Source organism: Arthrobacter sp. Leaf69 (assembly GCF_001422645.1).
GTDB lineage: Bacteria > Actinomycetota > Actinomycetes > Actinomycetales > Micrococcaceae > Arthrobacter.
In genome coordinates this window covers 462,786-482,698 of the sequence record NZ_LMLR01000013.1, presented here as the reverse complement: position 1 = coordinate 482,698, position 19,913 = coordinate 462,786, and the positions used below count along the sequence as shown (strand labels likewise).

The following is a 19,913-nucleotide window of genomic DNA, read 5'->3' as shown; positions in this document are numbered from 1 at the left end:
TTACCTCGTCAACGCAGCGGACACAAGCGGTCGGTCCGGCCGGAAGCGGAGGGCGCCGCGCGGTCCCTACTAAGGAGGGCCGCCGCGACCCTAGACTATTTCCAACGCGAACGAAGGAGGGCTCCATGGGGCCGGAACCAGCGGAGTCGTATCCACGTCCTGTCCTCCCCCGCTCCGCCATCATCCTGCTCACCTTGGCCTGCGCGGCTGTCGTGGCTTTCGGACTGGCCGCCATGCGGGGAATTGTCATCCCCGTCTTCTTTGCGTTTGTCCTCACTCTCTGCGTCCATCCCCTGCGGCGCTGGATGCAGGGGCGCGGAGTGCCCCGGGGAATCGCTACCGGGACCACCATCGCAGCAGTTTTTGCGTTGCTGACGGGCTTCGCCGTTATACTCTTTGCCTCGCTCGCCCAGTTCTCCGCACTCTTGCCGCAGTATGCTCCGGAGCTCGCCCAGCTGGGCGCCTCCGTTACCGCGCTGCTGGAATCAGTGGGGTTCGGCCCGGAGCAGACACAGGCCGTTCTGCAGGGGTTCACTCCCGGCCGACTGATCAGCTTCCTTGGCGGAGTCCTGGGAAACATCACGAGCATAGTGGGCAGCCTGGTGGTCATCCTGACGATGCTGATCCTCATGGGGGTGGATGGCTCGCGGATGCCGGCCGTGCTGACACATCTGAATTACCACCGGCCGGACATGGTCACCGCGTTCAACGACTTTGGGCGCGGAGTCCGCCGGTACATGGTGGCCACCACCGTCCTGGGGGTAGCCCAGGGACTCTTTAACTGGCTCCTCCTGACCATCCTGCAGGTTCCCGGCGCCCTGCTGTGGGGTTTGCTCTCCTTCATTTGCAGCTTCATTCCGAACATTGGCTACTTCATTGCGATCGTCCCGCCACTGTTTTTCGGGTTCCTCACCGGCGGGTGGCCCACTGTTGTCGCCGTGATTGTCTTCTACGGCGGGATCAACACGGTCATTCAGTCCATCGTCCAGCCTAAGTACGTCGGCAATGCGGTGGCCCTCAGTGAGACCATAACCTTCGCCTCGGTGCTGTTCTGGGCCGTCATCCTGGGACCTGTCGGCGCCGTCCTCGCAGTGCCCCTCACACTCCTTTCCCGCACCATCCTCCTCGACTCCGACCCGACCATCGCGTGGTGGCGGCCCTTGACCGGTGACAAGAAGGACCTCGAGGTCATCCTCAAGCAGGAAGACGATGCGATTCGCGCGCGCCGGGCACGGCGGGGCTCCGGCAACCCGGACACCGGCAGCACACCGAAGGCATGACATGCCGTCGGGTGATTGTGCAGGCCGGGTGACCGCCAGGTGCTGAGCATCGTCACGAGCCTGATGCTGTTCGCCCTCGCAGGGGCCATCAGCACTGTGCCCGTGAGCATCACCATCATGATCCTGCTCTCCCCCGATCCACGCCGCGGTGCACTGCCCTTCCTGATCGGCAGTGTCGCCGGATCGATCGTGGTTGTCGGCCTTTCGGCCGTCGGGCTGCAGCTCCTGCCTGGCCGGCCGAGGCTGAGACAGGACGAATTGCTGGCACAGATTGGCCTGGTGGTCGGCGTTCTGCTCATTGGCTACGCCATCTACCTCTTCTGGCACAGAAGTCAGACGGACAGTGCGGTTGTCGGGAAACTCAAAACGAGGTTCCAGTCCGCGCGCCAGTGGGAGTTCGTCGTCCTGGGCCTGGGCCTGAACCTGCGCCCCAAGGCTCTCCTGCTCGCCGTCGCGGCGGGTGCGGTGATCAGCGTACGGGAACCGCCATTGTTCCAAGGAATCCTGCTGGTCCTCGCCTACGCCGTTGTGACCCAGTCAGCCGTTGTCGTGCCGATCGCCGTATGGCTGAAGTCCCCGGAGCGGGCCGAAGTGCCGCTGACGGCGCTCTACACGTGGATGCAGCGGAACGGGCAGACGATTGCCGCGATCGCAACACTGACAATCGGGATATTCATTATCGGCTACTCGATCTTCCAGCTGTGAACGAATTCTGCTTCCAGCTGTGACTGAAGCAGGAGCGCCCCGGCGATAAAGATCGCCGGGGCGCTCCTGCTTCGTTATTGCTGCGATGTCAGACCAGCACGCTGCTCTTGATCCTTTCAAACTCGGCAGGGCTGATGGTTCCGGCGTCCAGGAGTGCCTTGGCTTTGGCAATCTCCTCGGTTGGGCTCGCCGCGGCGGCCTCGCGTATGTACGCGTTGGTGGCTTCCCGGTTCTGGCGTGCCCGTTCAGCAGCCCTTTCGGTCAAGCCCTTGCCGCGGGCAATGAGGTACACCAGCACACTCAGGAACGGCAGGAACGCGAGAAATACGAGCCAGACGGCTTTCAACCAGCCGTTTAGCTGTTTGTCCCGGAATATGTCACTGATGATGACGAACAGCGCGAACAGGAAGGCGAAAAATGCGTAGACATAAATGAACCACCAGAAAATATCCCAAAAGTTCTCCCAGAAACTCATGTGGCTTCCCTACTTTCAGTTGATGCGGCTTTTGTACGGGTACGCGGCCTTTGGTGGGAATGGAACTAACTGCAGGTCTGGGTCGTGGACTGGCAGCCTGACCACTGGCAGGTACAAGCATTCTCTGTCCCGGGCGCCAGTGACTTCCTCATCCGCCGGGGGTGAAATCCAGGGGACTTTGCGGTCTGCAAATGTCACCCCAGAATTGCGCCCTCCCCGGCACCGGACGCTTTGGGATCCGGAAGTCTCATCATGCGGAAGGACGTGAACAGCCCGGCCAGGCCGGCCAGGATCGGAACTACCAGGGCGATCTGGAGGGCCAGGGGCCGCGCTTCCGTGTTGATCCGGATGATCTCGTCACTCACTTCCTCCGTTTGGCCGGCAAGGAGTTCCTCAAGCTGCGCATCGCTCATCACCTGCGCGTCCTGTTCCAGGGTCTGCGAGACCTGCTGTTGCTGGTCTGGCGCAAGAACCGTGCTGGACGTAGCCATGCCGATAAAGATCGTCGAGAGCGAGGCCAACATGATGCCGCCGGCGAACGCGAGCCCAAGGGACAAACCGAACGACCCTGAGGCGGAGTTGACGCTTGCAGCCTCGCTGACCCGCTCGTCGGAAATCGGGGACAGAGTGTAGTTGTTGAGCTGGGACACCAGCAGCCCCAGGCCGCATCCCGAAATGATCAGCGGCACCAGGAGCCACCAGCCCGAGTCCGCGCGTGGCACGATCGGAATAAGCACTACCAGGCCCACGATCAAGAGCAGAAAACCCCACCGTATAAGACTGGCAGGACGGCGCGTCCCGGCCCTCTTGCCGGCAAGCATTGCGACCGCGAACATGGTCAGCGACAGGGGCGCGATGGACAACCCTGCCTGCATGGCGTTGTATCCGAGCACCATCTGAAGGTAGATGGGCAGCACGATCATGGTGCCGCCGAGCGCGACCTGCTGAAGCATTTGCCCCGTGGCACCAAAGCGGAAGGCTTTCGACTGGAACAAATCCGGATCCAGCAGGGCCGCCTTGCCTTGGCGTTTGCGCCTGACGAGCCAGTAGATCAGGCCGCCCAGCCCGACCGCACCGACGGCCAGGAGGGCACCCACCGCTTCGCCCCCCTCCTGCCAGACCAGAATGCCAAGCACGATCCCGCCCATGCCGACAATGGACAGCAGTGACCCGAAGAGATCCAACGACCGGGGCCCCACATACGGGACATCATGAACCAGTTTGATGCCGGACAGCACCACCGCAATGATGACGGCCTCCAGCATAAAGGCGACGCGCCAGGACAGGAACGTGGTAATAAACCCGCCGAGCAGGGGCCCCACTGCGGCGGCAATCGCAGCCGAGGCGCCCACCAGGGCATAGACCCGCTTCTGAGCCGCGCCCTCGAAATTTCCGTGGATGAGGGACTGCATGGCCGGCAGCAGGAGCGAGGCACCAAGCCCGCCGATCACGGCCCAGAAGATGATGATCGGGAGCAGGCTCTGCGCCAACGTCATGGATATGGCACCCACCGCGTAGCAGACGAGCCCGATCACATAGGCGCGCTTGCGCCCGATCAGGTCGCCGACTTTTCCGCCGATCAAGATGAAGGCGGCGGAGACCAGCGCCTCGAGCGCGATCGCCGACTGGAGACCGCTGACAGTCGAGTCGATGTCCTGCACCACCGCAGAGATCGAGACATTCATGATCGAGGTGTCGACGACCAGCACAAACATCGCCATGGCCAACAGCAGGGCGAGTCTGCTATTGAACGGTTCCGCCTGGGTGTCGCCGCCTTGGGGTGGGTTCATCTGCCATCGTCTCCCTGCTCGAAGGGCGTGCTACCCCCAAAACTAGCCATGGCACGTGGTGGACAAATCATTCCCGGGGCATGAGGTTGCCGCCGGGCGGCCCCCGCCTATTCAGGCTTGTCTTCACGGCGCCGTTCGACGGCGGACTGTTCGGCCTCCACGGCCCGGAAGATGTTGCCGTGGATCATGCCCTCGCCCATGCGTTCTATCACGCCGTCCCGGGCCAGGGTTGCCCGGACCGCGGGTTTCAGCCGGGCAAGGCGCAGGTTGACGCCGGCCTCGCGCGTAAGTTTCACAATTTCCGCCATTTTTGCTGTGCCTTGGGAGTCGACGAAGTTGATCCCTGCGCAGTCCAACACGATGCCGGTGATCCCGTGGGTTGACTGGATGATGTCGCGCAGACGGTCCTCCAGCGCGTCGGCGGTGGCGAAGAAGAGACCGCCGTCGAACCGGATGACCGCCACGCCGGGAATCACCTCGTCACCGGGGTGGTCATCCACTTCGCGGAAGACCTGGGTGCCCCGTTCCCGACCGAGGACGGGCATCTGCGGGTGCGTGGCCACCCCGACCAGCCAGATGAGCGAAAGCCCGATTCCGATGATGACTCCCGCCAGCACTCCGAAGATCAGGGTGCCGGCAATGGCTGCGATGGCAATCCAGAAATCAAACTTTTGCACCCGGGCCAGCCGCCGCATCTCCGGCACGTTCATCATGCCCATCACAACGGCCTCGATGATGAGCGCCGCAAGCACCGGCTTGGGGAGGATCGAGAACAGCGGCGCCAGGAACAGCAGTGTGAGCAGGACGGTGACTCCGGAGGTGAGGGAGGCCAGTCCGGTCTTCGCTCCGGAGTGGTCGTTGAGCGAACTCGCTGACAGGCTCGTCGAGACGGGCATCCCCTTGAAAAGGCCCGCAGCCATGTTGGCAAATGCCTGGGCAATGGACTCCTGGTTGATGTCTATCTGGTAGCGGTGCTTGGCGGCGAACGCCCGCGCGTCCCCCGCCGTCTGCGAAAACCCGATCAGGACCAGCGCCACCGCCGCTAGCGCGACGGTTTCCACGTTGTCCCACATCAGCTGACCGTCGGGGATCTCGGGCGACGGCAGCCCGCTGGGCACGTCACCTACCAGGGCCACCCCCTTGGCGCCAAGATCGAACACGGCCGCCGCCAGCAACCCGCCCACCACAAGGACCAGGGCTCCGGGGACCGTGGGCGCAATCGCCTTCAGTCCGAAAACCACGGCCAGCGCGATGACACCCACCAGCACGGTGGTCAGGTGCGCCTCGCCCAGGGTCCCAAGCCATGACCGCAGTTCCTGGATCGGATTGGATCCGGTGACGTCGGTCCCGGTCAGTTTCGGGAGCTCCCCGATAACGACGTCGATCGCCGCGCCGAAGAGGAACCCGGTGACCACGGCCCGCGAGAGGAACTGGGCGATCCATCCCATCCTGAGGACGGCAAGGAGTAGGAACAGGATCCCGGAAGCGAGGGTGATGCCCGCGACAAATGAGGCGACATCCTGCTCGTTGGTGATGCCGGCAGCGAGCACGGCGCTCGCGGCGACGGCCGCCAGTCCTGAGCTGGGGCCCATCGAGATCTGCCGGCAGGAACCCAGGACCCCGTACACGATCGCGCCGGCGGCCGCAGCGTACAGGCCGTTTTGCAGCGGGATGCCCGCGATCCCGGCGTATCCCAGATTCTTGGGAACGATCAGCGCCGCGACAGTCACCCCGGCGATCAGGTCGCCCCTCAGCCACGTGCGGTTGTAGGTGCGGAGCTGGCCAAGGATGGGCAACCCCGTCAGGCGCCCTCGCTGCGGCTTCTTGCCTTGTTCCACCTAACGCCTTCCGATCAGGAGTCCGCGGCGGTCTTATCCGTTCCGGGCGCCGCAGTTTGGGCGGCGGTATCAGTGCGTTGGAACACGGGGCGGGCCGGCGCGCTGGCGGCGAGCTGGTCGGCGTCGACGGCGGCCAGGTTGCGGATCAGGACGATCAGCCAGGCGAAGACCAGCGAGGCCGCGATGAGCTCCACGGCGGTGAGGTTGTAGTAGCCGACCGGGAAGTACATCAGCACGGCGAAGGCGATGACCGCCAGGAACACCAGCCCCAGCAGATTGAACGTCGCCGGGATCGAGGGAACCAGCGAACGCATGCGGACGATCAGGGTTCCGAACACCACCACCATGCCGGACGCCGCCGCGGTGTGGAGCCAGAACTGTTCGTCGACCGGAAACAGCCCCACACAGGCGAGGAGGATGCCGATGAGGACGATGCCGCCTTCCAGGTGCCGCACCCGGCGCCGCGCGGGCGCTGTCTTCGCCGTCGCTTCGAGCGTCCTCGTAGAGTATCCGGCCAGGGTTGTGACCACAACGCCGGCGACGATCAGCGTGAGATTGAACGCCACCCCGGAGACGCCGGAGCTCATGCCGAGGGCACTGAGGTTTTCCTGCCACCACTGCGGGTCTTCTGCGGTGAGCATGCTCGTCAGGACACCCGTGACGAGGAATACGGCGAGAAGCGCGGCGAGACGGTAGGCGTTCATGGTGACTGTCGACAGGTACGCGATGTAGGAACTGATGGCTCCGGTGACCCCGACGAGGATTGCCGCTGCCAGGGGATACAGCACTGCTCCCACGAACGCCCGCTGGAAGATTGAGAACAGCGCCAGCCAGCCGAACAGGAAGATGCAGGCATGGGCCAGCGCGAGCGCGAAGATGTCAATGATGTTGCGCGTCCGGCCTCCGCCGGGGGCGGGCGGAGCGTCATGCGCCTGCCGCTGCCGGGACCCGATCACCGCGGCTGCTGCGCCGAGGACGGCCGTCCCGAGCGCAGCGATGTCGCCCACCGACCCCCGTCCGGACAACGCAACAGGTTCACGCCCCACCAGCAGGAACGCAATCATGCCGAGGATGAGAAAGCCTGCGCCGCCGATGACGAGCGCCCGGGATTCTGAGGTGACTGCAGCGTTTCTCTTCAGGGCAAACATGGCTCACTTCGCTTCCCCGGGGGTTGAGGATCATCGAGTGCCGCCGTCACCGGCCCTTCATCCTGCTAGGGCGAAGGGCCACGTCGGCTGCTCCATTCCGGAGTACCCCTACGCTATGACCACCTCGGCTGGGTGCCGTCACCCGCCAAGGATGAAACCTTCGCGCCCAAACCACGCGGTGGACATCAGGTCTCTCTCCCAGATATGGCACGCAGGGTGTTGAATAGTAATAGGTCCGCACCGCTGCCGAACTCAGCAGGGTGTTGGACCGGCTACTTTGCTTGCCGGAGCGTGGGGGTCCGGTGTGAGACGGGGCCGGCGACGCTTGAGAGCCCTCTGAGACCGGGGTTCTCTCCCCCAGCCGTCGTCGGCCCCTTGGACTGTCCCCTCGTGCCGGCTTGCAGCGGCGGCCACCACGGCCTCGCGCATGGATGTTGCCGGCCGGCCGATAAGGGCGCTGAGGTCCCCGCTAGTGACGAGTAGTTCGCCGCGGGCAATGCCCAGGTCGCTGTCCGCGAGGATGGCCGCGTAGCCCGCCGGCAGCCCGGCACCCACTAGGACCTCCGTGTACTGTCCGACGGGCAGGTCCTGGTATGTCACCGTCCGGCCGGCGGCGGCGCCGACTTCCGCCGCGAGCTCGCTGAGGGTGAACGGTGTGTCGCCCCCGAGTTCATAGACCTTCCCTGCCTGGTCGTCGCGGAGCAGCACGGCAGCGGCGGCGCGGGCGTAGTCGGCGCGGGTGGCGGCGCTGACCCGGCCGTCACCGGCGCTGCCCAGTACGGCGCCATGCTCAAGGTAGGTGCGCAGCTGGTCGGTGTAATTCTCCAGGTACCAGCCGTTGCGGAGCAGTGCGAACGGGAGCCCGGACGCCACCAGCGCCTCTTCCGTGGCCTGGTGTTCGGCGGCCAACTGCATGTCCGTGTGGTCGGCGTTGGCGATGCTGGTGTAGGTGATCAGCCCGACGCCGGCATCTTTGGCTGCCGTAATGGCGTTCTGATGCTGCTCAACGCGTTTCCCGGGCTCACTGCCGGAGATCAGCAGCACCTTTCCGGCACCGGCGAACGCCCGGCGCAGGGAGGCCGGATCCTGGAAGTCGATCTGCCGGACCTGGACGCCCCGGTCGGCAAGGTCCGCGACCTTGGCCAGGTCCCGGCCGGCGGCCACGATCCGGCCCGCGGGCACGTTCTGATCGAGTAGGGCTTCAACGACGAGGCGTCCGAGCTGTCCGGTGGCGCCGGTGACAACGATGGTCATGATGGTCCTTTCACCAAGGGGATGCTGACATCCATGCCAACGGCACCGAAAGGGCATTACTTCCCAAAAGAGAGTACGCACTTTGAAGTAAGGTACTGGCATGAAGGTAAGTACCGAACCTGACCAGTCCGCTCTCCAGGGCGCGGACGGCATCTTCCCCGCCAACTGCCCCAGCCGTACGGTCCTCGATCACGTCTCCAGCAAGTGGGGCGTACTGATCCTGGTGGCGCTGTGGAACGGCCCGCAGCGTTGGAGCGAGCTTCGACGCCGGGCGGAAGGCATCAGCGAGAAGATGCTCGCCCAAACACTCAAAACTCTCGAAGGGGACGGTTTCCTCCGTCGAGATGCCCAGCCGGTGATCCCGCCCAGGGTGGACTACAGCCTCACCGACCGGGGCCGCGAGCTTGTGTCCGTGCTGCTCCCGCTGGTGGCCTGGATAGCCGAGCACGCCAGCGAAATTGTCGACGCCGGGCCATCCGCCGGAGCCGTGACTGCGATAGTAGAGCCGTGACGGATCTTGATTTTGACGTGCGCTGGTACCCGGGGATGCGCTCCCGCCGGCGCAGCGCAGCGCCGCCGATCCAGGTGCACCGGGCCGCGCCAAACACGGTCCTGCTCCGGCAGAGCATCGCGGACAACTTCGAAGCGCCGTTCCTCTACCTGCTGTTCGGTGAGGAGCGCGCCCTCCTCCTGGATACGGGTGCGACGGCGGACGCCACCCGGTTTCCGCTTCGGGCCACCGTCGACACACTCATTGAGGAATGGCTGCAGGGGCATCCCCGGGACGGTTACGAACTCATCGTTGCCCACTCGCACGCCCACGGGGATCATGTCGCCGGCGACGGGCAGTTCACGGACCGGGCCCACACCCGGGTGGTGGGACACTCGGCCGGGGACGTCGCCGCGTTCTTCGGGATCGGCAGCTGGCCCCGGGGCGCGGCACGCTTTGACCTTGGCGGGCGGGTGCTTGAGGTCATCCCGACGCCGGGGCACCATCCTTCCGCCGTCGCCATCTACGACGAAGGGACGGGCATACTGCTCACCGGTGACACCGTCTACCCGGGCCGGCTCTATGTACAGGACTTTCCGGCCTTTCAGGAGTCGCTCCGCACCCTCTGCGATTTCAGCGCCGCGCATCCTGTCGCCGTGGTCCTTGGCGCCCATATCGAGATGTCCACCCGGCCGTTCCGGGATTTTCCGCTCGGCTCGACCTGGCACCCTGACGAGGCCCCCCTCCCGCTGACGGTCCGGGACCTCCACACCGTCCGGGACGCTGCCGCCCGGGTCGCAGACCGCCCCGGGGCCCACCGGTTCGCCAACTTCATCATCTGGAACGGGCCCTGCCGGCGGGAGGCCGCGGCCCAGTCAGCCCGTCTCCTCCTGTTCAGGGTCTTCGGCCGGTAGCGCCGTCCGGAATTCCCGGACAGCGACGCCAGTTCACCGGCGCCAAGTCAGCCGGGCCGGACCGTGGCCAGGGACGAACGGTGGAAGTCCGTGCGCCACACATCGATGGCCTGTGCATTGCCGTCGGTGACCACGTATTCAGGCCAGCGATCGAAGGCCGAGCAGGGGTGGGATATCCCGAAGTCGACCACATCCGTGACCTCCAGCCCGCTCGCCCCGGTGAGGACAACGTGATGGTCGAAGAGGTTGCGCACCACGGCGGTTGCCCCTTCCCTGGCGTCGCCGTCCGCGGTGCGGGCTGACAGGAAGACCGGCAGTCCGGCGTCGTAGGCGAGGTCCCGTTTGCCGGCGCCGACCACGATCATGCCCTCTTCCGGGGCGGACAAGACCACGGCCCGGACCGAAACTGCCGGAGTGAGGCCCGGGACCGGGCTGACGGCGGCGTAGGTGCCGTGATCATGCGTGACATAGCAGCCTGACCGGAGGATCTTCCGGGTACCGGGCACCAGGGTGTCGTCGGGAAGGTGCTCCACAACCCGGTCCGGGAACGCGGACCCGCCCATGGAGTAGATGGGCGCGGCGGTCTCAAAATATTCCGCGGCTGCGAGATACACGTCCCGCACCAGCCGGCAGTGCCGGTCGACGGCTTCGATGGTGGCCTCCGCCCTGCTGTTGGGCACCACGCCTTCGTAGCCGGCAACCCCGGCGAGCCGGAGGCCGGGCGTGCCATGGACCTGTTCGGCGATGCGAAGGGCATCGTGGAGGCTCCGGGTTCCTGTCCGTCCCCCGGGTGTTCCGACGTCGATCAGCACGTCAAGGCTGACGGCCGCCCGAGCGAAAACCCGGGCCGCGGCCTCGACGCCTGCCGCCGAATCCACGAAGCAGCGGATCTCCCGGCCAGGATCTTCCTCCAGCCATGAGCGGAGGCGCATCAGACCGTACCGATCGACCACCTGGTTGGCAACCAGGACGTGCCGGCGCCCCCAGTCCAATACCGTAGCAACCTGGTCCACGGTGGCGACGGTGACTCCGACGGCGCCGGAAGCCACCTGGCGGGCGATGATCGGTGCGGACATGGTTGTCTTGACATGCGGGGCAAGATCCACGCCATGGTGCCGGCACCAGGCCGCCATCACCTCGATGTTCTTGTCGAGGGCCTCGCTGTTGAGCCGTAATTGCGGATACGCCGGCGCGGTGGCCAGGATGGCCGCAGCGTCCTCGGCGAGTCCGCTCTGGTGTTGGATCGGGCTGCTCACAAGGCTCCTTCGTGGTCACTGGACAGGTCCGCCCGCCCTGAAGGATCCGTCGGCGGCAATCCGCGGTGAATGATGCGTTGATTGTGTCATGTCGCGCTTTCGCGGCTGGCCGGGAATACCGCACGTCTGCCCGTCCCGGGAGGATAATGGCACGGGTAGCCAACGGTACGCACGGACGGGAGGAGTCCGGATGCATTCTGCTCCGCGCATCACAGTGGAGGTGCCTGTGCTCCGCGTTGGCTCCGGGGCCGGGGACTACGAGGCACTGGGCAACTACGTCGATGCGCTGCGCCGGCCCCAGGGGCTTCACCTCACCCTGCTGCACATCGGCGTCCTGGCTGACTTCGCCCGGGACATCGCGGACTGGACCAAAGGCAGCACGACGGCCGGGAACGCCGCCGGCACCACGGTTGCCTGGCTGGAGGGGCTGCCGGTGCTGGCAGGATTCGCCGCCCGGGCCGAACGGCTGGTCTTGCTGGGCGGCGGGCGCGTGAGCGGCCTGGAAGTGGAGGTGCCGCAGCATGTGCGGGACTACCAGGTCTCCCTCGTGAAGGCGCTGCACGAACTGTTGGACGCCCTGCTGGTGGACAATGTCGATGACTTCATCCTCAGCTCCCAGGCCTTGGGTTTCCGGTACCCCCGCTGGACACCCCACATCGCCGTGGGCCGCCCCAAGTCGAGGGACCGCGGACCCTGGGACATCGAGCCGGTGGCGGTGGAATTTGGCCCGTCGCGGATCCGGAACCGCCAGTTCCTCCCGGCTCTGGACGCCGGTGGAGGATGCCGGGACCAGGACCTCGGGCTCCCCGGGGCAGGTGGCGGGCAATGACCGTCCGGAGTGCGGGCATTCTGCTCTACCGCCGGCGCGGTGGACGGGACGTGGAGGTGTGGATAGCGCACATGGGCGGCCCGTTCTGGGCGCGCAAGGATGCCCGGGCCTGGTCGATTCCCAAGGGCGAATACCTCGACGACGAGGACCCCCTGGCTGCAGCCCAGCGGGAGTTCTCCGAAGAAATGGGCACTCCTGCGCCGTCCGCCGACTACATCCCGCTGGGGGCCTTCCGGCAACCGTCGGGAAAGGTCATCACCGTCTTCGCGGCCGAGACCGACTTTGCTCCCGAAAAGATCGAGAGCAACACCTTCGCTCTGGAGTGGCCGAAGGGATCCGGAACCGTGCAGGACTTCCCCGAGGTCGACGGCGCGGAGTGGAATCGTGAGGCAGTTGCCCGCAGCCGGCTGGTCAGCGGGCAACTGCCGATCCTCGACGCGCTCATGCAGCATCTGGGGCGTGCCGACTGACGACCGCCGGTCCTAAACGCCTCTTTTCAGAGCTGCGGGGCATTGCTGGCCCGGCGGAGGACTGCCATCCTTGGGTAATCCGCACTCCCGGAAGTGACCGAAGGGAAAGACGATGCCGCTCTACCTGTCGAAGTTCAGCTACACCCCTGAGACCTGGGCCAGGATGATCCGCAACCCGGAAGACCGCGGAAAAGCGGCGCAGGCGTATATCGAGTCGGTGGGCGGCACGCTCCACGGCTTCTGGTATGCGTTCGGCAGCCATGACGGCTACAACCTGTGGGAGGCCCCCGACAACGTCTCCATGGCCGCGGTGGCGGTGGCAATCGCCGGGGGCGGCGCGCTGAGTTCGTTTGAAACGACCGTCCTGTTGAGCGTGGACGAGACGATGTCAGCCCTGCGGATGGCAGCGGAGGTCGGCTACCGGGCCCCCGGCGCCTGACGGTTCTGTTCCAACCACTGAGAGGGGACTTCCTCGATGAATGCGATCGAACCGGCCGGGCGGACTGAGCCTACTGCGAGCCAACGCGCGGCGAGCCTCAAGGAGCGCGTCTATATCAGCTTCACGTGCCTGGCTGTCGTCCTGGCCCTGAGGAGCCACGCTGACGAAACGTCGCCCGCCGCCGCGGCTGCCACTCTCAGTATCGTGGTGGTCGGCTCCCTGTTGGGCATCTTCGTCGCCGACCTACTGAGCCACCTGACGGTACATGAGGAGCTCCCCAGCCGCCCGCAGCTGCGACACATGGTCGCCGTCAGCACCGAATCCCTCAGCGTCCTGGTGACGCCGCTCCTGCTCCTCACGGCGGCCGGCCTGGGTCTCTGGTCGACGGCCGTGGCGCTTCAATGGGCGATTGTCGTGCTCGTTGTCACACTTTTTGTCATCGGGTACCTCGCGATCCGGCGGCTTGACCTTCCGTTCCGCCACAAGGCCCTCATCGTGTTCGCTGAAGTAGTGTTGAGTCTTCTGGTCATCGCGCTCGAACTGCTGGCCCACAATCTCTGAGGGATCAAGCGGCGCCTCTCATTCGTTGGCTCAGGTAACCCCACCACCAAACCACGAAGGACACTGCGTGCTGATCGTGCTCACCGGAATTGACGGCTCCGGAAAAACGACGGCGGCCGAGGCCACCGTCGCGGCCGCCCGCCAGGCGGGAAAAAGCGCCCTGCTCCTCCGTAACTACGCCGGCCGCCGAAGGATGTCCCTGCTCAGCGCGAGGCTCGGCATACAGGCGCCTCCCCGGCTGGCGGACTTCCTTGAAACGGCGGTCCGCACGTTCAACGTCCTGAATGCACACCGCCGGGCCCGGAACTTTCACGGCCTGGTTGTGATGGACCGGCACCTTCATTGCCAGCTCGCGCTCCGCGGAATGCATGGACTTCCCAGGGGGCGCTTCCTCCCGTGGCTCATCCGAATACTCCCCCGGCCCGATCTGGTCATCTACCTCGACGTCGACCCCCGCGAGGCCCACGCCAGGATCCTCGCCCGCGGCACCGACTCGGAGCGCCTCGAGGACCTGGAATCGCTGCGGGACGCGTATCAATCGCTGCCCGAGTTCCCCCGGTTCACCCGCCTCACGGCCGGCGGTCCCCCCGGCGACGTGCTCTCCCGGATGCACGCCGCGATCGAGAAGGCGGGCGGACCGCGGCCGGACGAGTGCTCCCACGCCAGCCCGCACTGACCCGCAAAGGTACGGCGCCCGGTGCCTAACGGGACAGGTATTCTTCGTGCTGGCGGTGCGCTTCCGCCACCAAGGCCCGAATCTTGTCGATGTCCTTGGCCTTGTTTCGATACTTCAGATCCATGCCCAGGATTTGGGACTCCTCCTCGGTCAGCATCCGGTAGATCCGCTCGCGTTCGGCAGGGTCGGCCGTGTATTCGAGGTCGAGGTAGTTGGCGGCGTGCCGGCGCGCATTGTTGATGGACGTCTGGGCTTTGCCGGCTTTGCTCATCAGCGACGCGACGACAGTAAGGACGAGGACCCCGACGATGACGCTCAGGGACGTCGCGGTGCTGATCTCGACGACGGGGACTGGCTGGCCGCCGTTGATGAACGGCAGGTTGTTCTCGTGCAGGGCGTGCAGCACCAGCTTGACTCCGATGAAGGCCAGAATGACCGCCAGGCCGTAGGCAAGGTAGATGAGGCGGTCCAGGAGCCCGTCGATCAGAAAGTACAGCTGGCGCAGGCCCATCAGGGAGAAGGCCGTGGCGGTGAAAACAATGTACACATTCTGCGTCAGCCCGAAAATCGCGGGGATGGAGTCGAGGGCGAAGAGGATGTCGGTCCCGCCGATCGCGACCATGACCAGCAGCATCGGAGTCAGGGCCCGTTTCCCGTTGACAACGGTGAAGAGCTTGTCGCCGTCGTAGTGTTCCGTGGTGTGGAAGAGCTTCCTGGCGATCCGGATCATGAAGTTGTCGGCCTGGTCGTCACCATGGGCGTCCGGCCGGAGCAGGTTGCCTGCGGTGATCAGCAGAATCAGGCCGAAGATGTAGAAGACCCACGCGAACGAATTGATCAGCGCGGCGCCCAAGAGGATGAATCCGGTGCGGGCGATCAGCGAGAAGACGATGCCAAAGAGCAGCACCTTCTGCTGGTCTTCGCGGGGAACGCGAAAGCTCGCGATGATGATCAGGAAGACGAAGAGGTTGTCCACGGAGAGTGCCTTCTCCGTGATGTAGCCCGCGAAGTACTCAGACCCCATTTCGGTGCCGCCGAAGACCCACACCACGACACCGAAGACAACGGCCAGGCCCACGTACAGGGTGGACCACGCGGCCGCCTCCTTGAGCGTGGGCACATGGGCCTTGCGGATGTGGAAGAAATAGTCGAAAGCCAGCAGGGCCAGGATGACCGCAATGGTGATTGCCCAGATGAGGGGAGAAACTGTCATGTTGCTCAACTTCCGTGAAGGGGCGGGCCCCTGGGTCCAGTGCTGTCCGGTCCTTTAGATGGTATTAGGAATCTCAGCGATGGTGTCAGCGTGCACGCCGCCGGCCATTTCCTCGATGATGTCTTCGAAGGAAATGCCGGGCGCACTGCGGTCAACATGATCCTAAGGAACGTCCGCATACGCGATTCGCACAGCTGTTTCACAGGCGCGGGCTATTGACGATACAGCCGCATCCGCAAGAATTGACGAAACTGATAGGGGTATCGCGGATTCATTGGTGACCGCGGTCGGCCGGATGTCGGTGACGGGTGACTTGACCGGCAGGACTGGAACTGACTAGTGAAGGGTTTCCGAGCATGTTGACTCTGAGTAGACACGTCCTCCCCGCAGTCCTGGCTGTTCTGCTGCTCTCGGCGACGGCCTGTAATTCCGGGTCCGCGGCCGGCTCCCCGCCGGGCTTCCAGCCCGACGTCGTGACTACCGACCCGGGCGGCGGCACGGAATCCCCAGAACCCAGCGTTGCCGTCCCCCGCCCGGGGCCCCCGGGCGCCGTGGACGCGCGCGCGGTGCTGACGGCCTTCAAAGGCCGGGGCATGGTAGGCCACCTTGAGGCGCTGCAGCGGATCGCCGATGACAACGGCGGGAACCGCGCGTCGGGAACCTCCGGGTATGAGGAATCCGCCCGGTATGTTGAGGAGCAGCTTCGCGCCGCCGGTTACAACCCGGTCCGGCAGACGTTTACCTTCGAGCAGGATCGCAGGAACCGGAACCAGGCGGAGAGCTTCAATATTCTCGCCGAGACCGGGGGCAGCGCCGCCAACACCGTGGTGGTGGGCGGCCATCTGGACTCCGTCGAAGATGGCCCGGGGATCAACGACAACGGCAGCGGCGTCGCTGCCATCCTTGAGACGGCGAAGTGGATGAAGAAGAACGGGATCACTCCGGTGAACCGGGTGGTCTTCGCGTTCTGGGGCGCCGAGGAAAATGACCTCGACGGTTCCCGGCATTACGTCGACGAGCTGAGCAAGACGGAGAAGGACCAGACCTCGGCGTACCTGAACGTGGACATGGCGGCCTCTCCGAACGGTATACGGTCCTTCCACGACGGCGACGGGTCCGATTTCGGGGATGCCGGGCCCTCGGGCTCCGACGGGATTGAGAACGTCTTCGAGCGCTACTTCACAGAGAACGCCCTGCCGGCGGAGACCACGGCCTTTGAGGGGGGCGACTCCGACTACGACGCGTTCCTGCAGGCAGGGATTCCTGCCGGCGGCCTGTTCAGCGGCGACTCGGAATCAAAGACGGACGCCCAGGCGCAGGCCTACGGCGGCACACCCGGCAGGGACCTCGACCCGTGCTACCACGAGGCCTGCGACACGCTCAGCAATATCGACAGCGCGCTGCTCCAGGAGATGTCCGGCGCCCTGGCGTACGTCACCGCCGCCTACGCACTGGCCCCGCGGAACTAGATCCCCGGTCTTGGTCTGAGGGCAACCGGTTAGCCTTGCACCCGATGAAAAGCAGCCGCTCCGTTGGTCCATATTTCGCCAAGCCATGGCCGGGCGCGGGGGCGAACAGGTACAACTGAGTCATGACAACCTCTTCCTTGGTGCTCGGCCCGATGATGCGCTACGTGGATGAGACCTCGGCGAGTGTCTGGGTGGAGACCCGGTCCGCTGCCCGGGTCACTGTCCACGCCGGAGGCAGGCAATGGCAGGCCGCCACGTTCGCGGTTCACGGTCACCACTACGCGCTGGTGGAGCTGGATGCACTGGAGCCAGGCACGGTGACGCCCTACGTCCTCGACATCAACGGAAGCCAGGCCTGGCCCGATCCCGGGTCGGAGTTCCCGCCGTCCATGATCGCGACGCTCCAGCCCGGCAAGCCGCTGCGGATGGCCTACGGCTCCTGCCGCACCAGCGTCCCGCACGATCGGGCAGGCAACCGGACACACGGCATCGACTCACTGCGTGCCTACGCCCTCAAGATGGCCTCCGGCGACGACACGCCGTGGCCTGACTTGGTGACGTTCCTCGGGGACCAGGTGTACGCCGACTTGACCAGTGAGCAGATGCAGGAGTTCATCCGCGCCCGGCGCGACATCAACGCACCGCCCGGCGAGGAGCTCAAGGACTACGAGGAATACGCCCACCTCTACTTCCTGGCCTGGTCCGACCCCGCGAACCGGTGGCTGCTTTCCACGCTTCCCAGCGCCATGATCTTTGATGACCACGACATCCGCGACGACTGGAACACCTCACTCAGCTGGAAGAAGAAGATGGAGGCCACTTCCTGGTGGCATGGCCGGATCGTCGCGGGTCTGGCCTCGTACTGGGTCTATCAGCACCTCGGGAACCTGTCGCCGCAGGAGCGGGCCGAGGACGCGATCTGGCAGCAGATCGCGGACCACTCGGGCGAGGACGAGATCGACGTCAGCGCGCAGCTGGACGTTTTCGCTGATCGGGCCGATCGGGACCCGGAATCCTACCGGTGGAGCTATTGCCGGGATTTTGGCGACACCCGGCTGATCGTAGTGGACTCCCGCGCCGCCCGGAACTTGGAGCCGGACCACCGGGCACTGGTGGACAAGTCAGAAATGGCCTGGCTCGACGGCCGGATGCGCGGCGGTTTCCGCCATCTGCTGGTGGCGACGTCACTGCCCTTCCTGCTGCCGATGGGTTTGCACTACGTCGAGTCCTGGAATGAGGCCGTTTCCCAGGGTGCGTGGGGGAAACGTGCCGCCCGCATCGGCGAAAGGCTGCGCCAGGCGGTGGACCTTGAACACTGGGGAGCCTTCCAGAACAGCTTCCGGGAGGTGGCCGTCATGGTGAGCGAGGTGGCCGACGGCAAACGCGGCCCGGCCCCGGAGACCGTGACTTTTCTCTCCGGAGACGTCCACTACTCCTACGTCTCGGAGGTGGAGCGCACCTCGGGCAGCAGGATCATGCAGGCCGTCTGCTCCCCCATCCGAAACCCGCTGCCCCGGCTGATGAGGTCCTTCGCGGCCGTTATGTCCTACGGTTTGGCCACACCGGTGGGCGCCCTGGTTGCGCGCTCGGCCAAGGTCCCGGACCCGCCGTTCCGCTGGTCCGGCGTCAAGGGGCCGTGGTTCGACAACAACCTGGCCTGCCTGGAGGTGGCACCGGAGGGGCTGAAACTGTGGTGGCAGACCGGCGTCGTGGACGGCGGGGACCAGCTGCATCCCGGGCTGAAACTCGTTTCCTCCGTCACGGTGGCCCCGCGGCGGGCGGAGGAGCCCGCCAGCGACCGTCCGTGAAAGAGCGGCGCCAGGGTGGGCTTCCCGGCAATGCGGATACCGTGCTGGACCGGGCGCTGTTTGTGTTCAGTGGCGTTGCCGCCATCTGGCTGGCCACATTGCTTTTCGAGGAGAGCCTGCAGCGGTACATGGCCTGGTTCTCCATAGTATTCTGGGCTGCCCTGGCGTACCTGGTTCTGCCCAGAGTCCATCGGATCCTGACGAAGATCTATCTTCCCGATTACTTCATCGGCCGGGCACGGACAAGCGACGGCCTGCTGGGTGACCCGGTCAACTTGGCCTTGCTCGGAAGCGAGGATCAGGTCCATGCCGCCATGCACCGGGCGGGCTGGACGCAGGCCGACGACGTCGATCTGAAGAGCAGCCGCCGGATCGTCCTGTCAACCCTGACTCGGCGGAGCTATGCGGAGGCGCCGGTCAGCCCGCTCTTCATCTTTAGCCGCCAGCAGGACTTTGCGTATCAGCAGGAGGTCGACGGGAGCCCGGGCAAACGGCATCACGTCCGTTTCTGGCGCTGCCCGCCCGGGTGGGTGCTGCCCGGCGGCGTTCGGGTCGATTGGCTCGCCGCCGGCACGTACGACCGATCCGTAGGATTGTCGCTGTTCACCCTCCAGATCACGCACAAGATCGAGGAGAACACCGACGACGAAAGGGACCACATCCTGGCCACCCTGAAGAAGGCCGTACCCGAGGCGGAAGTCTCGGTCATCCGGGATTTTTCGACCGGGTACCATGCGCGCAATGGCGGCGGCGACACGATTTCCACCGACGGGGACTTGCCGGTCGTCGACCTTGCGCCCGTCATCGCGGCTACGGCAGATCCGCCCCGGCTGCCGGGGGTCAACCGGAGACGGCCCGCCCCGACGCTCTTCGGGGGCGTCCTCGTGTTTTTTCGCGGTATCGCTGCCCTCGTCCTGGCCGCCTCACTGCTGATCGGGGGCACTCCCGCCGCGGCAGCAGAACCGGCCGGGCTGTCGCCGGCCGCTGCGACTGTCCTCGCGGTGTTCGGCGTCGGAGAGATCCTTCTGGCCTGGGGTGTTCTTCGGGGCGGAAACCTCGCCAGGGTCGTGGCCATGCTTCTCAGCGCGGCCGCCATCATCACCCAGGCCGTCAATGTCCTCAACGGCGGCCCAAGTGTCGACTTCCGGACCAACCTTCTGGGTCTCTCCTTGGACATCCTCCTCATCATCGCCCTCACCAGCGAGCCTTCCCGCACCTACGCCAAGAACTACAGACAGCGTAAAGTCCGGCGCAGTCGGGTCGCCGCTGTGTGAGCATGGGGTCAAATCCTTGGGAAC

At 65.4% G+C, this 19,913-nt stretch carries 19 protein-coding genes; 12 read left to right on the top strand and 7 right to left on the bottom strand.

What is annotated here, in order from left to right; all coding sequences use genetic code 11:
- Positions 1-125 precede the first annotated feature (125 nt).
- A complete protein-coding gene (locus tag ASE96_RS15080; protein ID WP_056432088.1) occupies positions 126-1,280 on the top strand; it encodes an AI-2E family transporter in 1,155 nt (384 codons plus the stop codon).
- A 39-nt stretch (positions 1,281-1,319) separates the two neighbouring features.
- A complete protein-coding gene (locus tag ASE96_RS15075) occupies positions 1,320-1,985 on the top strand; it encodes a GAP family protein (protein ID WP_156367625.1) in 666 nt (221 codons plus the stop codon).
- Between the two features lie 88 nt (positions 1,986-2,073).
- Here the strand turns inward: ASE96_RS15075 and ASE96_RS15070 are convergent, their stop codons facing one another.
- The 5 genes from ASE96_RS15070 to ASE96_RS15050 form a co-directional block, all read right to left on the bottom strand.
- Complete coding sequence (locus ASE96_RS15070; RefSeq protein ID WP_056432086.1) at positions 2,074-2,460, bottom strand: SHOCT domain-containing protein; 387 nt, start codon at positions 2,458-2,460, stop codon at positions 2,074-2,076.
- Between the two features lie 194 nt (positions 2,461-2,654).
- Positions 2,655-4,175 carry an MFS transporter gene (locus ASE96_RS15065; protein ID WP_442853903.1) on the bottom strand — a complete coding sequence of 507 codons (1,521 nt, stop codon included), beginning with the start codon at positions 4,173-4,175 and terminating at the stop codon, positions 2,655-2,657.
- Between the two features lie 182 nt (positions 4,176-4,357).
- A complete protein-coding gene (locus ASE96_RS15060; RefSeq protein WP_056432084.1) occupies positions 4,358-6,088 on the bottom strand; it encodes a SulP family inorganic anion transporter in 1,731 nt (576 codons plus the stop codon).
- A 14-nt stretch (positions 6,089-6,102) separates the two neighbouring features.
- Entirely contained in the window at positions 6,103-7,236 is a 1,134-nt protein-coding gene (locus ASE96_RS15055) for a hypothetical protein (RefSeq protein WP_056432083.1), read from the bottom strand.
- A gap of 252 nt (positions 7,237-7,488) precedes the next feature.
- Positions 7,489-8,490: an SDR family oxidoreductase gene (locus ASE96_RS15050; protein WP_082492773.1), complete on the bottom strand. Its 1,002-nt coding sequence runs from the start codon at positions 8,488-8,490 to the stop codon at positions 7,489-7,491.
- Between the two features lie 100 nt (positions 8,491-8,590).
- Here ASE96_RS15050 and ASE96_RS15045 point away from each other — a divergent pair, with 100 nt between their 5' ends.
- The gene (locus ASE96_RS15045; protein WP_056432080.1) at positions 8,591-9,001 is read left to right on the top strand and encodes a winged helix-turn-helix transcriptional regulator; all 411 of its coding nucleotides are present in this window, start codon (positions 8,591-8,593) and stop codon (positions 8,999-9,001) included.
- On the top strand, positions 8,998-9,894 hold the full coding sequence (locus ASE96_RS15040) for an MBL fold metallo-hydrolase (RefSeq protein WP_156367624.1): 897 nt from the start codon (positions 8,998-9,000) through the stop codon (positions 9,892-9,894). The genes ASE96_RS15045 and ASE96_RS15040 overlap by 4 nt, the downstream gene beginning before the upstream one ends.
- Before the next feature lie 47 nt (positions 9,895-9,941).
- Here the strand turns inward: ASE96_RS15040 and ASE96_RS15035 are convergent, their stop codons facing one another.
- Positions 9,942-11,150, bottom strand: coding sequence for an alanine racemase (locus ASE96_RS15035; protein WP_056432074.1), 1,209 nt, complete (start codon positions 11,148-11,150; stop codon positions 9,942-9,944).
- A gap of 190 nt (positions 11,151-11,340) precedes the next feature.
- Here ASE96_RS15035 and ASE96_RS15030 point away from each other — a divergent pair, with 190 nt between their 5' ends.
- The 5 genes from ASE96_RS15030 (at position 11,341) to ASE96_RS15010 (ending at position 14,125) form a co-directional block, all read left to right on the top strand.
- Positions 11,341-11,979 carry a hypothetical protein gene (locus tag ASE96_RS15030; protein WP_235500273.1) on the top strand — a complete coding sequence of 213 codons (639 nt, stop codon included), beginning with the start codon at positions 11,341-11,343 and terminating at the stop codon, positions 11,977-11,979.
- Positions 11,976-12,449 (top strand): NUDIX domain-containing protein, encoded by a 474-nt coding sequence (locus tag ASE96_RS15025; protein WP_056432073.1) that lies wholly within the window; start codon positions 11,976-11,978, stop codon positions 12,447-12,449. Before ASE96_RS15030 ends, ASE96_RS15025 begins: the two co-directional genes overlap by 4 nt.
- A gap of 112 nt (positions 12,450-12,561) precedes the next feature.
- A complete protein-coding gene (locus tag ASE96_RS15020; protein ID WP_056432070.1) occupies positions 12,562-12,888 on the top strand; it encodes a GYD domain-containing protein in 327 nt (108 codons plus the stop codon).
- A gap of 36 nt (positions 12,889-12,924) precedes the next feature.
- Positions 12,925-13,449, top strand: a complete 525-nt coding sequence (locus ASE96_RS15015; protein WP_056432067.1) for a hypothetical protein — start codon at positions 12,925-12,927, stop codon at positions 13,447-13,449.
- A gap of 67 nt (positions 13,450-13,516) precedes the next feature.
- Positions 13,517-14,125, top strand: a complete 609-nt coding sequence (locus ASE96_RS15010) for a dTMP kinase (RefSeq protein ID WP_056432066.1) — start codon at positions 13,517-13,519, stop codon at positions 14,123-14,125.
- A 25-nt stretch (positions 14,126-14,150) separates the two neighbouring features.
- Here the strand turns inward: ASE96_RS15010 and ASE96_RS15005 are convergent, their stop codons facing one another.
- Positions 14,151-15,338: a TerC family protein gene (locus tag ASE96_RS15005; RefSeq protein ID WP_056432065.1), complete on the bottom strand. Its 1,188-nt coding sequence runs from the start codon at positions 15,336-15,338 to the stop codon at positions 14,151-14,153.
- A gap of 356 nt (positions 15,339-15,694) precedes the next feature.
- Here ASE96_RS15005 and ASE96_RS15000 point away from each other — a divergent pair, with 356 nt between their 5' ends.
- From ASE96_RS15000 to ASE96_RS14990, 3 genes are all read left to right on the top strand, one after another.
- Entirely contained in the window at positions 15,695-16,807 is a 1,113-nt protein-coding gene (locus tag ASE96_RS15000; RefSeq protein WP_056432064.1) for a M20/M25/M40 family metallo-hydrolase, read from the top strand.
- A gap of 122 nt (positions 16,808-16,929) precedes the next feature.
- Positions 16,930-18,615, top strand: a complete 1,686-nt coding sequence (locus ASE96_RS14995) for an alkaline phosphatase D family protein (protein WP_056432063.1) — start codon at positions 16,930-16,932, stop codon at positions 18,613-18,615.
- A gap of 41 nt (positions 18,616-18,656) precedes the next feature.
- Positions 18,657-19,889, top strand: a complete 1,233-nt coding sequence (locus ASE96_RS14990) for an LssY C-terminal domain-containing protein (protein WP_326952565.1) — start codon at positions 18,657-18,659, stop codon at positions 19,887-19,889.
- The last annotated feature ends 24 nt before the right edge of the window (positions 19,890-19,913 follow it).

Excerpts from the sequence above, each read along its gene's own strand:
- ASE96_RS15080 (WP_056432088.1), top strand. The coding sequence starts at position 126 with ATGGGGCCGGAACCAGCGGAGTCGTATCCACGTCCTGTCCTCCCCCGC.
- ASE96_RS15070 (WP_056432086.1), bottom strand. The coding sequence starts at position 2,460 with ATGAGTTTCTGGGAGAACTTTTGGGATATTTTCTGGTGGTTCATTTAT.
- ASE96_RS15065 (WP_442853903.1), bottom strand. The coding sequence starts at position 4,175 with ATGTTTGTGCTGGTCGTCGACACCTCGATCATGAATGTCTCGATCTCT.
- ASE96_RS15055 (WP_056432083.1), bottom strand. The coding sequence starts at position 7,236 with ATGTTTGCCCTGAAGAGAAACGCTGCAGTCACCTCAGAATCCCGGGCG.
- ASE96_RS15050 (WP_082492773.1), bottom strand. The coding sequence starts at position 8,490 with ATGACCATCGTTGTCACCGGCGCCACCGGACAGCTCGGACGCCTCGTC.
- ASE96_RS15045 (WP_056432080.1), top strand. The coding sequence starts at position 8,591 with ATGAAGGTAAGTACCGAACCTGACCAGTCCGCTCTCCAGGGCGCGGAC.
- ASE96_RS15030 (WP_235500273.1), top strand. The coding sequence starts at position 11,341 with ATGCATTCTGCTCCGCGCATCACAGTGGAGGTGCCTGTGCTCCGCGTT.
- ASE96_RS15025 (WP_056432073.1), top strand. The coding sequence starts at position 11,976 with ATGACCGTCCGGAGTGCGGGCATTCTGCTCTACCGCCGGCGCGGTGGA.
- ASE96_RS15020 (WP_056432070.1), top strand. The coding sequence starts at position 12,562 with ATGCCGCTCTACCTGTCGAAGTTCAGCTACACCCCTGAGACCTGGGCC.
- ASE96_RS15015 (WP_056432067.1), top strand. The coding sequence starts at position 12,925 with ATGAATGCGATCGAACCGGCCGGGCGGACTGAGCCTACTGCGAGCCAA.
- ASE96_RS15005 (WP_056432065.1), bottom strand. The coding sequence starts at position 15,338 with ATGACAGTTTCTCCCCTCATCTGGGCAATCACCATTGCGGTCATCCTG.
- ASE96_RS15000 (WP_056432064.1), top strand. The coding sequence starts at position 15,695 with ATGTTGACTCTGAGTAGACACGTCCTCCCCGCAGTCCTGGCTGTTCTG.
- ASE96_RS14995 (WP_056432063.1), top strand. The coding sequence starts at position 16,930 with ATGACAACCTCTTCCTTGGTGCTCGGCCCGATGATGCGCTACGTGGAT.